Annotated in this window: 16 protein-coding genes; 6 read left to right on the top strand and 10 right to left on the bottom strand. The window is 33.9% G+C overall.

What is annotated here, in order from left to right:
* The first annotated feature begins 126 nt into the window (after positions 1-126).
* A complete protein-coding gene (locus CRT24_RS03900) occupies positions 127-834 on the top strand; it encodes a hypothetical protein (protein ID WP_099369930.1) in 708 nt (235 codons plus the stop codon).
* Between the two features lie 6 nt (positions 835-840).
* Here the strand turns inward: CRT24_RS03900 and CRT24_RS03895 are convergent, their stop codons facing one another.
* Together CRT24_RS03895 and CRT24_RS03890 are read right to left on the bottom strand one after the other, a co-directional pair.
* Positions 841-1899: a hypothetical protein gene (locus tag CRT24_RS03895; protein WP_099369929.1), complete on the bottom strand. Its 1059-nt coding sequence runs from the start codon at positions 1897-1899 to the stop codon at positions 841-843.
* A gap of 146 nt (positions 1900-2045) precedes the next feature.
* Positions 2046-2480: a hypothetical protein gene (locus tag CRT24_RS03890; RefSeq protein ID WP_099369928.1), complete on the bottom strand. Its 435-nt coding sequence runs from the start codon at positions 2478-2480 to the stop codon at positions 2046-2048.
* A gap of 384 nt (positions 2481-2864) precedes the next feature.
* On the opposite strand from CRT24_RS03890, the gene CRT24_RS03885 reads away from it, so the two are divergent.
* Positions 2865-4049 (top strand): basic secretory protein-like protein, encoded by a 1185-nt coding sequence (locus CRT24_RS03885; protein WP_099369927.1) that lies wholly within the window; start codon positions 2865-2867, stop codon positions 4047-4049.
* Positions 4050-4154: 105 nt separating this feature from the next.
* Here CRT24_RS03885 and CRT24_RS03880 read toward each other — a convergent pair whose 3' ends face one another.
* Positions 4155-4595, bottom strand: a complete 441-nt coding sequence (locus CRT24_RS03880; protein WP_099369926.1) for a hypothetical protein — start codon at positions 4593-4595, stop codon at positions 4155-4157.
* Positions 4596-4737: 142 nt separating this feature from the next.
* Between CRT24_RS03880 and CRT24_RS03875 the strand changes: the two genes are divergently transcribed.
* The 4 genes from CRT24_RS03875 to CRT24_RS03860 all read left to right on the top strand — a co-directional run bounded on the left by CRT24_RS03875 (position 4738) and on the right by CRT24_RS03860 (position 7811).
* On the top strand, positions 4738-5397 hold the full coding sequence (locus tag CRT24_RS03875) for an Ig-like domain-containing protein (RefSeq protein WP_099369925.1): 660 nt from the start codon (positions 4738-4740) through the stop codon (positions 5395-5397).
* A 323-nt stretch (positions 5398-5720) separates the two neighbouring features.
* Positions 5721-5966 carry a hypothetical protein gene (locus CRT24_RS03870; protein WP_099369924.1) on the top strand — a complete coding sequence of 82 codons (246 nt, stop codon included), beginning with the start codon at positions 5721-5723 and terminating at the stop codon, positions 5964-5966.
* 156 nt (positions 5967-6122) lie between these two features.
* Entirely contained in the window at positions 6123-6785 is a 663-nt protein-coding gene (locus CRT24_RS03865) for a YceH family protein (RefSeq protein WP_099369923.1), read from the top strand.
* An 18-nt stretch (positions 6786-6803) separates the two neighbouring features.
* On the top strand, positions 6804-7811 hold the full coding sequence (locus CRT24_RS03860) for a YCF48-related protein (protein WP_099369922.1): 1008 nt from the start codon (positions 6804-6806) through the stop codon (positions 7809-7811).
* Between the two features lie 70 nt (positions 7812-7881).
* On the opposite strand, the gene CRT24_RS03855 is transcribed toward CRT24_RS03860, so the two are convergent.
* The 7 genes from CRT24_RS03855 to lepA all read right to left on the bottom strand — a co-directional run bounded on the left by CRT24_RS03855 (position 7882) and on the right by lepA (position 13586).
* The gene (locus CRT24_RS03855) at positions 7882-8304 is read right to left on the bottom strand and encodes an SH3 domain-containing protein (protein WP_099369921.1); all 423 of its coding nucleotides are present in this window, start codon (positions 8302-8304) and stop codon (positions 7882-7884) included.
* Between the two features lie 8 nt (positions 8305-8312).
* Positions 8313-8804 (bottom strand): BON domain-containing protein, encoded by a 492-nt coding sequence (locus tag CRT24_RS03850; protein ID WP_099369963.1) that lies wholly within the window; start codon positions 8802-8804, stop codon positions 8313-8315.
* Positions 8805-8995: 191 nt separating this feature from the next.
* Positions 8996-9445 (bottom strand): GreA/GreB family elongation factor, encoded by a 450-nt coding sequence (locus tag CRT24_RS03845; RefSeq protein WP_144034502.1) that lies wholly within the window; start codon positions 9443-9445, stop codon positions 8996-8998.
* Positions 9446-9558: 113 nt separating this feature from the next.
* Complete coding sequence (locus CRT24_RS03840; RefSeq protein WP_099369919.1) at positions 9559-10032, bottom strand: hypothetical protein; 474 nt, start codon at positions 10030-10032, stop codon at positions 9559-9561.
* 107 nt (positions 10033-10139) lie between these two features.
* Entirely contained in the window at positions 10140-10742 is a 603-nt protein-coding gene (locus CRT24_RS03835; protein ID WP_257213966.1) for a DUF1003 domain-containing protein, read from the bottom strand.
* Between the two features lie 140 nt (positions 10743-10882).
* Entirely contained in the window at positions 10883-11770 is an 888-nt protein-coding gene (locus tag CRT24_RS03830; RefSeq protein WP_099369918.1) for a bifunctional 5,10-methylenetetrahydrofolate dehydrogenase/5,10-methenyltetrahydrofolate cyclohydrolase, read from the bottom strand.
* A 25-nt stretch (positions 11771-11795) separates the two neighbouring features.
* Positions 11796-13586, bottom strand: a complete 1791-nt coding sequence (gene lepA, locus CRT24_RS03825; protein WP_099369917.1) for a translation elongation factor 4 — start codon at positions 13584-13586, stop codon at positions 11796-11798.
* Between the last annotated feature and the right edge of the window lie 2 nt (positions 13587-13588).

Raw genomic sequence — 13588 nt, 5'->3', positions numbered from 1 at the left:
AGCAATATTAAATGCAATTAATTATATAATATGTAAACGATTTGTATATACTGAATAAATTATAGGATAAAACTGTTTTATTAATTTGTATCTCAATTGATTTCATTCATTTAAATATCAATTATTATGTTTTTAAGGAAGATCTATCTTTTTATTTTCTTTGGTTTTATATGTTTAAGTACATCAATTTCCCAAGCTCAGCCACATATAATCAGTAGTAAAGAGGGCTATACTCATGTTAGGATAAGTGCTAGTGCAAAATCTAAAATTATCGCCAAACTAAAGGATAATACAATCATATTATTGGAACAAATTGATGAAGGGTCTGACCATGAAGACTGGAAGAAGATATTATTTTATAAGGAACGACCATTTTCGATTTTGGAAGAAACAGAACATTTAGAAATGGAGTCTGGATTTATTCATAAATCTCAGATGAAAGATTTAACAGCATTGAAAAAGCCTAATTCTGGAGCATTCTCGATGGATTTTGAAATCAAAGCTTTTCGAAAACAAGATTACACATTAACTTTCCATGAAGAATCTAGCTATGCTCCTAAGACCATAAATGGTTTTCATTATTACCTAGCAGATTGTGGTTTGCCAAAAACTGCTATAATAAAAGCGACTGCAACCTTAAATGGTCAAAAAATTCTAATCCCCCAAAAGTATGTTTTAGGGATAATATCTGCACAGAATAGTTTTGAATACTATCAAAATGGCAATCATTATTTTGCATACCAAGGTGTTGGTGATGGCAGTTGTTTTAATTATGTCGTATGGGTATTTACGGATGGAAAATTAAGTCAAAGATTTGTAGGTTGGGAATATTAATTCGATTTATTTTATAAAAAAATCATTGATAAATATTGGTTTTCCCTTTAGGAAGTCTGCTTTTGCTTTTCCATCTTCCCAAAACATGGCTTGTACCCCACCATTGCTTAAAAACAGGTTTCCAACGACATATACTTTTCCTTTGTGGAACTTGATTCCAGTAATTGTTGCTTCATTATTGCCTCCTAATTTATACAGGAGTTGCTTGTTTTTATAAATAGCTGTACGTTTTTTAGAATTATCATCTAGGTAGTTAACCGCATAATAATAGTCTTTGCCTTCCATAAAGCCTTTCACATTAATTATATTAAATCCAATTTGATTTTTAAAGACTTCTACATCGTCTTTCCACACGGATACAGCATTAGGTGATTGTGATGAGTTTTCCCAGCCCAATACATACACTTCTTTATTGACTACTTTTATATATTCAGCACCTGAGCCTTGAGGAGCCAAAGCAATAGCAGATCCATCTTTCCACATAGTTGCTAAATTGGCAAAATTACCTGCAGCAACTACTTTCCCATCGTAAGTGTCGATTGCATATATTCCAGTTATCGCCAAGCAACATGCTTTCCTTTCCCTTTTTCCATTTGTCCACATATATATGGTGGGTTCCACTTGAACATCTCTGACTTTTCCTGCGATATAGACGTTTTTCCCATCAGTATGTATTGCTGTTGCAAGGTTGCCTGGCTTGCCTTCACTTAGACGGTTTAATTTACCATTTTTCCAATAGGATACAAATGTTTCATTCGCGGCATTTTTCTGTTTTCCAGCCACATACACATCATTTTGTACACTCACGATACCTATTGCATCAGAAGTCATATTCGGTGAGAGTTGAATGATGGAATCTTTAATTACAGCAACAGCTCTCCAATGGTTATTGCTATATTTCCCAGTATATTGTAGACCAGCGAACAGGAATTCTGGAGCAGCTGGAGTAAGTATTGTAGAATCGCTTTCCCCGTCAATAGTAGGATCAATATTAGACTTTGAACATTTTGAAAATGTAGCCAATAGTAATATTCCTATTAAAAATGCATTCAAATAATTTTTCATTCCGATTCAGTTTGATTTACAAAATCGAATATGGGGATGAATTTTTGATATTAAAAAGGAAAGTCTGACAGATTTATATAAATGAAGGAATAAAAAAAGCCTGATTATACGTGATATAATCAGGCTTAAAAGTTCTTAGAATTCAATTATGGTTTCAGACTGATACCGTAGCTATTAGAGCCATCGCTAAGTGTAATAACCGCATTTGAATAATCTCTACTTAAGTAGATGTAAAAGTTTTTGTAGCTGGATTTCATTGCTAGCGTAAAAACTTCAGGTAATTCTTCTGAGTTTCTATTAGCGTTATTAATTTCAAATCCATATCTTGATTTACTGTTATTAGCACTAGTTAATTCTATAACATTCCCAACAATTTCCATTTTAGTAAAATAGGCATTTTTTGGGTCTACCTCAGTGTTTGTTCCCCCTTGTTTGTAAACTTGTGCTTCATAAGCGGTAAATACTTTTCCTTTGAGATCTTGAGTTACTTCTTTTTTCAAGTCTTCTGGAATCACGCCATTATCCTTTTCACAAGAGATAAATAATACGGCGAACAATAATAATATACCTAGCTTTTTCATTGATTTAATTCTGATATTGACTCAAAATTATAACAAATTTTAATAGCAACTTAATATTATGATAATAGTAACGTGACATTAAAAATTTTTGTAGCTATATGTTTGCAAATTGCTTATATCAAAGAATTCTATCTTAATCTTTCCTAAAAATGCAATATTTTATTTGCTAAAATAAATATTAGCTAGCTAATAGTAACCTTAAAGAATTTCGAATAAAAATTGCCTTTAGGATATGCCTTTATTAGTTAATAAACCCACATTATTGGATAATAATTGCTAGCTAACGCGATTTAGCAATTTAAATGTATAAGAAAGTCTGAAAATATCCGTTTTTAGAACTAGCGAGCAATTGCTAACTAATTTGTAAACTAAATCTTAATATTCATGCTGAAAAAGAAAACCTTAAAGTGGTTAATTCCCCTTAGTATTTTCTGTGGAACTCTCTACACGAGTTGTAGTGAGCACACAAGTGTTGATCTTCCAGATCCAGAGTTAGAAACAATTGCGGTTAAGGATGTTACCGATGATGCTCAGTTACGTGTGAGCATAGAAAATCCGGATGGTGCAACCGGCCAGGAAGGTTCCAACAAATTGGTTGATGGCGACACGACCACAAAATACTTGGCCAAGGATTTTAAATCATTGAACATCGATTTCCAATTTGATACGGCCAAACTTATTGCCTCATATGAATTTACTACAGGTAATGACTTTGATGGAAGAGATCCAATGGATTGGAAGTTTTATGGTTCTGATGATGGTCAAAACTGGACTGAACTCGACAGTCATATGGGGATGCAATTCAGGAAACGGAGAACTACCTATAAATTTTATTTTAAGAATGAGCAACAATTCACCTATTACAGGTGGTCGATATCAAAGCTGTATAATGACAATATGTTTCAAGCCTCTGAGTTTAGGCTGATTCAGATGCCACCGTCCAGTCAGAAGGATGCTCCGAGAGAAAAGATTGATAGCTTAAGTAAGAATGGTGTGTCTTTAGTATTTATAAATCATTCTGATAAATCTGAATTAGCATACCAAGAAAGGTTAATCAATACTTATTTCAGTGTATACCCGAAGTTGATTGCTGACTTCAATCCAGATGCTAAAAAGAAGCTCTATTTTATTATTGACCCAACTTATGAAGGTGCGGCCTATGCATTTGGGGACGTCGTTGTTTTTAGTTATGATTATATGGAGGGCAATCCTACTGATGGCGATGTTGTTGTTCATGAAACTATGCATCATATACAACAAGGATATCAAGGAAATGTACCGGGCTGGTTGGTTGAAGGTATAGCAGACAATGTAAGGTATCATTATGGAATTGATGACCCAGATCCATGGACTCTTCAAGACTACAAACCAGAACACAATTTTGATGGGAGCTATGGAATTACTGCAAGGTTTTTATTATGGATAGAAACTCATAAAAATGAAAACTTCGTCAAGGAACTGGATAGAGCATTGAGAAATGGAATCAATTATAACGACTTTTTCCGTCAATCCTTAGGAAAATCGATTGAAGATACCTGGAGGGAATATGCACAAAATCCTGCGTTGTAAATAATTTGAAAGAATTTAATAAATAAATTTAGGGTGATACTTTAATTAATAGTATCACCCCTTTTGACTGTTAACCTATCTTCCTTTTTTAAGGAGTTGTTGTCATTAAGAAATTGCTTGGATTTCCTGAATTAATGCATCAATATCATTGTCCAATTTGGTTGAATCAATATTTTTCAAATGATTAGCTTTATAACCTTTTAACTGATCAAAAAATTGGAAAAGATTTTTTTTGAATTCTTCATAAGTTAGATCACTTGGGATATACTTTACAGAAGGTTCTAATCTTTCAACTCGAGGGTTTTCAATCGCAGGATACTCTATCCAGTTACCATTTATGTCCAATTTAGGTATATATTCCTCTTGCATCCACAGCACGACATCATTTTGAGGTTTTGATAACCTTAAGAAATAATGCCTGGAATCAGATATTTTCAAACCGAATAAGTTAACTGAATAATCATATTCTGTTAAAAAATCCGACAATGTATCATTTTCCATCAAAGAAATTACCAACTTCAAAATTTTCTCATTTTCATTCATCATATCAACCAATATTTGTTTCTCATAGTTTCATATCACTTTAAAAATAAGGAAACATTCATAGAATCAATAAGTTATTCTGTATTTAATCTTGGGTTAATTTTATACAGCTATATTAATACAGAAAGCAAAATTATCCCCTATTATGAAACTAAAAAATTCATTTATAGTCCTTATGATTTTATTTACAATTTATTCCTGCATAAAGCTAGATGATCATTCAGAAGAATTGATTTTGAATCCAAAAACAGCAGAATTACATATTGGGCAAAAAGTAAGATTTGGGACAAACAAAGATGATGTTGAATGGGAAAGTAAAAACAAATTTATTGGAACAATTAGTTCGAATGGAACATTCAATGCGAAACATATTGGGAAAACAAAAGTTATTGCCCAATATGGGGATGAGAAACAAGAAGCAGAGGTTATTGTAATTCCCCAAGTAACAGGATTTCCTGAACCCGTTATCAAATTCGGAGTAAGCAAAAACGAAATTATTGAATTAGAAAAAAGAAAGCTCTTAGCAAATAATCCCGTGACTTTAATTTATGATTCAGAATCAGCAGATGTTGAAACGATGTATTATTTATTTGAAGGAAATCGCTATTCCTATGCCGTCATTAGGTACAAGGACATGGATAAATCAAAACTAGACGATCTACTGACATTTTATAATGAAAGATATGAATATTATGGCAAGGATAAAGCGGATCAATATTTTGTAGATCAACGAAAAAAAGTCATTGTAGCTGTTTCCACCGATGAGGTAATTAACGCTAGGTATACGGCCTACAAATCTAAATGAGAAAAGTACGTGTTAATAATTTGATACCATTTTGCACTAAAAATTAGGACACATATTCTTAAATAAGCCAAATGATTTAAATATTTTAAATCATTTGGTGCAAATACCTCTTTTAGGTTAATAATAGCTTAATTTATAACATGCTATGTTAACCTAAAATTATTTATAAAAGTTTTAATCAAAAATCAACATAATTGGCACAATATTTTCACTTACGTTCCCGTAGTTGTTTAACAATAGATAATTGTTTGAATTATGACGAATGTTTAGAACACATTTGGGCTAAAATCACAGAACTATCTATATAAAATGGTTTTTTTAATATGGTAAAGAATCAAAACTTTAATAGTGATGAAATTATTAAAGAATTAAAGAAATTGGATCAGAAACATCATGATTATCTTCAAACCGATGGTAAGTGGTTAATTGGAGGTTTTGAATCTATAGTGAGTTATGATGGTAAAATTTCAACAATTCATGGAGAGCAAGTAACATTGAAGAAAGAGATTTACATGATGTTACCTGCCGAAATTAGGGAAGAAATTGCCCAATTTATGGATGTAGAATAAGCAAACCGGGATTTATTCAATCCTTTACTTGCTGAAAAATCATAAAAACTTGTGAAAACAAAAAACAGTCTATTTATTAAATAGACTGTTTTTTTGTGCTCAATCTTCAACTTTTTAATAAAAATGTATATTTAGGGTAGATATTGAATATATATTATGGAAGAAAATAAATCATTGCCAAATTTAAGTGCTGAAGAAATAAGAGTATTAGGATGTTTATTAGAGAAATCAAAGACTACTCCTGAATATTATCCAATGACCCTGAACGGTTTACAAACTGCCTGTAATCAAAAGACTTCAAGAAAGCCAGTGGTTCAATATGATGAAAGTCTTATTGTACAGGTATTAGACAGTCTTCGAAAAAAGGGTTTGGTTTCAACTGTTGTTGGTGGAGGAAGTCGAGTTACAAAATATAAACATAATATCGCAATTCAATTTCCACTTTTACCCCAAGAATTGGCCATTCTTTGTTTGCTTTTTCTGCGCGGTCCCTTAACTGCTGGTGAAATAAACAGTAATTCTGGTAGGCTATATGAATTTGAGAATTTGGATGAAGTACAGGAACTATTAAATAAATTAAGTGGTGAAGAACCACCATATTTGAAACAATTGTCAAAGAAACCTGGGCAGAAAGAGGTTCGATTTGTTCATTTATTCAGCGATTTTGACGAGGATGCCTATGAAGAGGAGTCTATCTCACCTGCCTCAACATCAAATAATTCAACTATTACACAGTTAGAAGAAAAGGTGGCACAACTCGAAGAAAAACTGAATACATTGAGAGAAGAATTTGATCAATTAATGAAACAACTCACGTAGGTATAGTACATTCTGATTATGAAAAAATTAATTTTATCATTTATCCTCTTTACATTTTCCTGTACTGTTCATTCACAGACTTTCGAAACTTTAACATCTGGGAACAAATCTAGTTTCAGAGGACTATCTACCTCTAAAAACAAAGTTGTTTGGGTTAGTGGAAGTAATGGAATCGTAGGTAAATCCATTGATATGGGTAAAACATGGGAATGGGTTTCACCAAAAGGATATGAGAAGTATGATTTTAGAGACATAGAATCTTTTAGTGCAAAGGAAGCAGTAATAGTAAGTGCGGGTTCACCTGCTGTAATATTATATACTAAAAACGGAGGAAAAGATTGGAAAGAAGTTTACAAGAATGAGGATCCTGCAATCTTTTTAGATGGCATGGATTTTCAAGGCAAGACCGGTTACATTTTAGGCGATCCGATTGATGGACAATTTCAGTTATTGAAAAGTAAGAACAAGGGTCGCACTTGGGAAGATGTGACCGAGGGAATCCATTTGTTTGCCGAGCCTGGCGAGGCTGCGTTTGCTGCAAGTGGTACATCCTTGCAAGTTATCAATGATTGGGTTTATATAGGAACTGGCGGCTCCTACTCTAGTTTAATCAAAAGAAGTGAAAAAGAAAGTAGATTAGACGTACAGGATGTCCCTATCTGGTCAGGTTCTGCAAGTACAGGGATTTTTTCCATAGATTTTTTAAATGAACGTGAAGGAGTCGTGGTTGGTGGAAATTATTCTTCAGATAAGGATAATAGCAACAATGTTCTTTTGACAAAAAATGCTGGTCTTTCTTGGGAAAAACCTAAGGTGCCGGTTTTCGGTTATAGATCTTGTGTTAAATACCTAACTCCTGAAATAATGATAGCTACAGGAACTTCAGGAACTGATATTTCCAAGGATGCTGGACAAACTTGGGAAAACATATCCACTGCTAGTTTCAATGTGATATCTATTTCAACAGATAAAAAGAATATTTATTTGGCTGGAAGCGAAGGAAATGTAGTATCGTTGGAATTGTAGTAATGACATAATCATAAACAAAATGCCCGGTAAAGGATTTTTACCGGGCATTTTTTATTTTGGATATATATTAACCCACTGGCTCAAGATACTGAGCATAGCAGTATCCTTCTTCACCATCTTTCGTTCTTACTAACCACCATTGGTCATTAGCGCGACTTATAAGGGTAATTATTTCATCTTTTGCAGCTTTACCAACGATTGGTTGGTCAGTTCCTGGACCTTTACGAATGTTGAGGTTGCTACTTTCAGTAATTACTTTAGCTTGTGTTCCAGCAACTGCTGTAGACACATCTACATTCATCACCACATCACCGGTTAAGAAGTTCGGGTCAATTTGGTTGTAGATATCCCAAAGTTTGTTTTTTACATCAGCATTTGGTGCAGTACCTTGGATATGCAATACGCCTTCTTGTTCAGCAATAGCTAGATCTGTTATGCCAGAAGCTTTTGCAGTGTCAATTAAAACTTGATATTTTGATTGTAAACTCATATTTGTTTCTATTTAACAGTTAAACCACTCATGTCTACTTTTTTAGGATTCAAAGCATCTAAACCCATTTTAAGTGCTTGAATACGTGCTTGCTCCAATTCGCCAGTTACTGTAATAACACCATTAGCGATGCTAGTTTTTACAGTTGGGAAATCTTTTGTGAATTCAGTAACCTTAGCAGTTAGGTCAGCATCATCCGTATTGATTTCAACTGGAGGCATCGTATTCACTACGATATTGTTTTGCACTGATTTTACGCCTTTACTATCAGCAGCTTTTGCAGCATTTTCAATTTGAAGTTTTTCATCTTCAGAATTTGCTGTACCATTCAAAGTAACAACACCGTCTTTTACTTCAACAGTAACACCTGGGTTTGCTTGAACAGCGGTTTCTACTTTAGCTTTAAGATCTGCATCCGAGATGTTGGATTTGCAGGCAATTGTTCCGGATAACAATGTTCCCGATACTAATGCAATAGATAAGATTTTTTTTAAATTCATAAAACCTCTTGTTTTTATTGGTAAATAATACATAAATCTAAACAAAAATTAGAGGTAAAAGTTTTGATGAATAAATTTTTAATTTATCGAGATTCAATTCATTTCAAAGTATATTTAAAATCATAATAGAGCGATCTAAAGAAGTCTATTTGTCGAATTACAATGAATATTTGTGTAACAAACACTTTTGTTTAAAGGATATTTTTGATCATTAAATCCTTTCCATTGAATGTTACCTTCCCTCCTGTTTTATTGCCTATTAATAAACTTCCTATGGGCGATTCTTTTGATATTACCATAAGTGATTTATCGTTTATCTTAACTGGACCTACAGAGATAGCGATAAAATAATCGAATTGGTTTGTGATGACAATACTTCCAACAGAAACGATGCTGGTAGGTTTTACATTCAGTGTTTTGAGTTTGTCGAGATCAGCTTGGGCTTGTTGCAATTGAGTTTGTAAACGATTTAATTCCTGCTGGGCCATTTCACGTGAAGTTTCATACTTATCCCCCATACTGCTTTTGGTATCATTGAGAATGGCATCCTGAGCAGTTTCCTTTGCTGCATTAATATCGTTTATTCGATTTTGAGATTTCTCTATTAAAATTTCTATTATTTCTTGTTTATTATAACTCATTCTATCTTTACGTGAACTGGCAATATACATTAAAGAATGTTCATAAAAAAAGCGCCAACACAATTGGCGCTTTCAATTAAAAACTTAATAACCATTTTTTATAATGGAATTATTTAGTTCTCTAAAGCTTCTTTAACGTTTTCAGCTTTTCTTTTAGCATCTTCAGTTACTTGTTCAGTTTTTTCACCTACTTTTTCAGCTGTGTTTTCGATTGCTTGACCAGCTTCTCTACCAGCTTCTTTAGTAGCATCTACTGCATTTTTCGCAGCTTCTTTAGTTTTTTCCCAAGCAGCATTAGCTTCATCTAATGCTTTTTGAGCAGCTTCTTGAGCTTTTTTATCTCCGCTTTTAATTGCTGCATCAAGGTCAGCTTGAGCTTGTTTCGCATTTTCTTCAGCTTTTGCAAGTTCAGCATTTGCATCAGCTTGCATTGCATCTACATTTTCTTCAGTAGTTTCAATTGTGTGATCTAAGTGCTCACCAACTGTAGTATCACCATCATGATTTTTATCTGCTGATGAATTATTGTTACATGCAGACATTGTTAATGCACATGCAACTGCTGCTAATAGCGCGATTTTTTTCATTGTTTTGTTTTTATTAGTGTTATAATAATTAAGTTTTTCAATAATCTGTAGGTTCGATACAATATTTATACCAAATATTATTGTGGTAAATATCCAAAATAATTTAATTATTGTTGATATCTATTTTTAATTTCTTTTTCCAATTTATCAATATGGTCCGACATCTGTTTAAGTAGCTTTAAATGGGTTACTTGGGACTCAAATAATTGTTTAACCTCTTCCTCCAATAGCATATCAATCTTTTTGTGCAAGCTCCTTATTTCCAGTTCAGCCTTTAAGTTGACCATATAGTCATTTTCCGCTCGTTGTCTATCTTTCTCTTCCTGTCTATTCTGGCTCATCATAATTATTGGAGCCTGTAGGGCAGCAATACAGGAAAGAACCAAGTTCATCAGAATAAATGGATATGGATCAAACTGATCTTGCTTAGCCACCATACTATTATAAATCACCCAAATAATCAATATTCCTGTAAATAATATGATGAAGGACCAGCTTCCTCCAAACCTTGCTACCTTATCAGAAATTAGTTGACCTTGACTCAGCGTTTCTTTAGGAGGATGTAAAAGATTGTCCACTATTAACTTTTCTTCGTCAAATGATTTTTTGACGATTTCATGCAGTTTATTTAGTGTTTCATCATTTTGGTTTTCCATATCCAAAATGTCTTTATTTTTTACTTTATCCAATTTTTCCATATAATAATTCATTAATCCATTGATATGAAAAACCTTAGGAATACTAAATGGTTTTCTATTTTATATAATTGACTTCTAAAATTTGTTTAAATAAAAAAAAGCCTTGACTTGGTCAAGGCTTTAAAATAAACATATTTCAATTCAATAATTTGCTATGCTTTAGGATATACTGTTCCTTTTGCCGCTTCTAGTGTATTCTTTAAAAGACCAATAATAGTCATTAAACCAACACCGCCGGGTACAGGTGTTATCCAAGATGATTTTGGAGCGACGTTTTCAAAATCAACATCTCCATATAATTTGAAACCTGATTTTGTTTCTGTTGAGGATTCTCTGTTAATTCCTACATCAATTACAATCGCACCTTCTTTGACCATATCAGCTGTGACAAAGTTCTTTTTACCGATCGCAGCTACTACTATATCTCCTTGTAGAACTTCATCTTTCAAATCCTTAGTCCTACTATGTGTTAATGTTACGGTACAGTTACCAGGATTAGAATTTCTAGCCAACAGAATGCTCATTGGTGATCCTACAATATTACTTCTACCTACAATAACTGCTTTTTTACCTGCTGTATCAATTCCATAATGTTCCAACATCAGCATAATTCCATAAGGAGTAGCTGGAATAAAACAAGGAAGGTTTCTTTGCATTCGACCTAAATTAATGGGGTGAAATCCATCAACATCTTTGCGGTAGTCAATAGCTTCAGTTACTTTATCTGGGTCAATGTGCTTAGGTAATGGCAATTGAACAATAAGTCCATCAATACTATCATCAGCATTGATTTCTTTGATTTTGTTCAATAATTCTTCTTCAGTGATGTCGACATCATAACGAAGGTTTGTGGAATCAAATCCTACTTGTTCGCAATTTCTCATTTTGCTGGCAACATAGGTTTCACTTCCGCCATCATTTCCGACAAGAATCGCCACTAGATGAGGTTTGCGACCTAACTTTTCAGTTAACTCTGCAGTCTCTCTTTTGATGTCTTCTTTAATCTTTGTTGATACTTCTTTACCGTCAAGTAAATTCATGTTATTATGTATAGGTTGATTTTTGTTAATCTAATTTCAAAACAGCCATAAATGCAGATTGAGGAATTTCCACATTACCTACTTGGCGCATTCTTTTCTTACCTTTTTTCTGTTTCTCCAATAACTTACGCTTACGGGAGATATCACCACCATAACATTTAGCTGTTACATCCTTACGTAAAGCAGAGATAGTTTCTCTCGCAATAATCTTAGCACCGATTGATGCTTGGATACGGATTTCAAATTGTTGTCTTGGCAATAGTTCTTTTAATTTTTCACAGATCTTCTTACCAAAATCGTATGCATTGCTACGGTGAATCAATGATGATAAAGCATCCACTGGTTCATCATTCAACCTTATGTCCAATTTCACTAAATCCGATTGTCTGTAGCCAATCTGGTGATAATCAAAAGAAGCATAGCCTTTAGAAATGGTCTTTAGTTTATCATAGAAATCGAATACGATCTCACCCATCGGCATTTCGAACACCAACTCTACCCTATCTGAAGTTAGATAAGACTGGTTGATAATTGTTCCCCTCTTTTGAATACAAAGAGACATTACAGGACCTACAAATTCAGCCTTTGTAATGATGTTTGCTTTGATATAAGGTTCTTCAATGCTGTCCAATTTACTAGGATCAGGCAAATCAGAAGGGTTATGTACTACTACTTCTTCGTGGTTTTTCGATAAGAAAGCGCGGTAAGACACGTTAGGTACAGTCGTAATAACGGTCATATCGAACTCCCTTTCTAGGCGTTCCTGGATAATTTCCATGTGCAACATACCCAAGAATCCACAACGGAATCCGAATCCTAAAGCTGCGGAAGATTCTGGTTCAAATACCAAGGATGCATCATTCAATTGTAAACGGTGCATCGACTCTCTCAGTTCTTCATAATCTTCAGTATCGACAGGATAAATACCTGCGAAAACCATCGGCTTCACTTCTTCAAAACCTTGAATCGCTTCAGCACATGGCCTATCTTTTTTGGTGATGGTATCACCAACCTTAACTTCTCTTGCTTCTTTAATACCTGATACAATATAACCTACATCCCCAGTTTTAATAACATCTTTTGGAACTTGAGTTAATTTTAGGGTTCCTACTTCATCTGCAAAGTACTCTTTTCCTGTTGCCACGAATTTTACCTTGTCGCCTTTACGGATTTCTCCGTTTTCAACTTTGAAGTAAGCCATAATTCCACGGAAAGAATTGAATACGGAGTCAAAGATCAAAGCTTGCAATGGAGCATCAGGATCTCCAACTGGTGCCGGAATACGCTCCACAATTGCTTCAAGAATATCAGGAATACCCATACCTGTTTTACCAGATGCAGGGATAATATCTTCACGTTTTCCACCAATAAGATCAACGATTTGGTCTTTTACTTCTTCAGGCATTGCACCTGGAAGATCCATTTTATTAAGAATTGGGATGATTTCAAGATCATGTTCCAATGCTAAATATAAGTTGGAAATGGTTTGAGCTTGGATACCTTGCGAAGCATCTACGATCAACAATGCGCCTTCACAAGCAGCAATGGATCTTGATACCTCGTAGGAGAAATCCACGTGGCCTGGGGTATCAATTAGATTCAACACATACTTTTGTCCATCTTTGGTATACTCCATTTGGATTGCATGGCTCTTAATCGTAATCCCTCTTTCACGTTCCAAATCCATATTATCCAACAGCTGAGCTTGCGCTTCACGTTGTGTAATAGTATTGGTATACTCTAATAATCTATCAGCCAAGGTACTTTTACCATGGTCGATATGTGCGATAATACAAAAATTGCGTATATGCTTCATAT

Origin of the sequence: Sphingobacterium sp. 1.A.5 (assembly GCF_002734235.1) — a bacterium.
Taxonomy (GTDB): Bacteria; Bacteroidota; Bacteroidia; order Sphingobacteriales; family Sphingobacteriaceae; genus Sphingobacterium; species Sphingobacterium daejeonense.
Note: the sequence above shows the minus strand (reverse complement) of the source record. Positions and strands in the feature narration are given on the sequence as shown.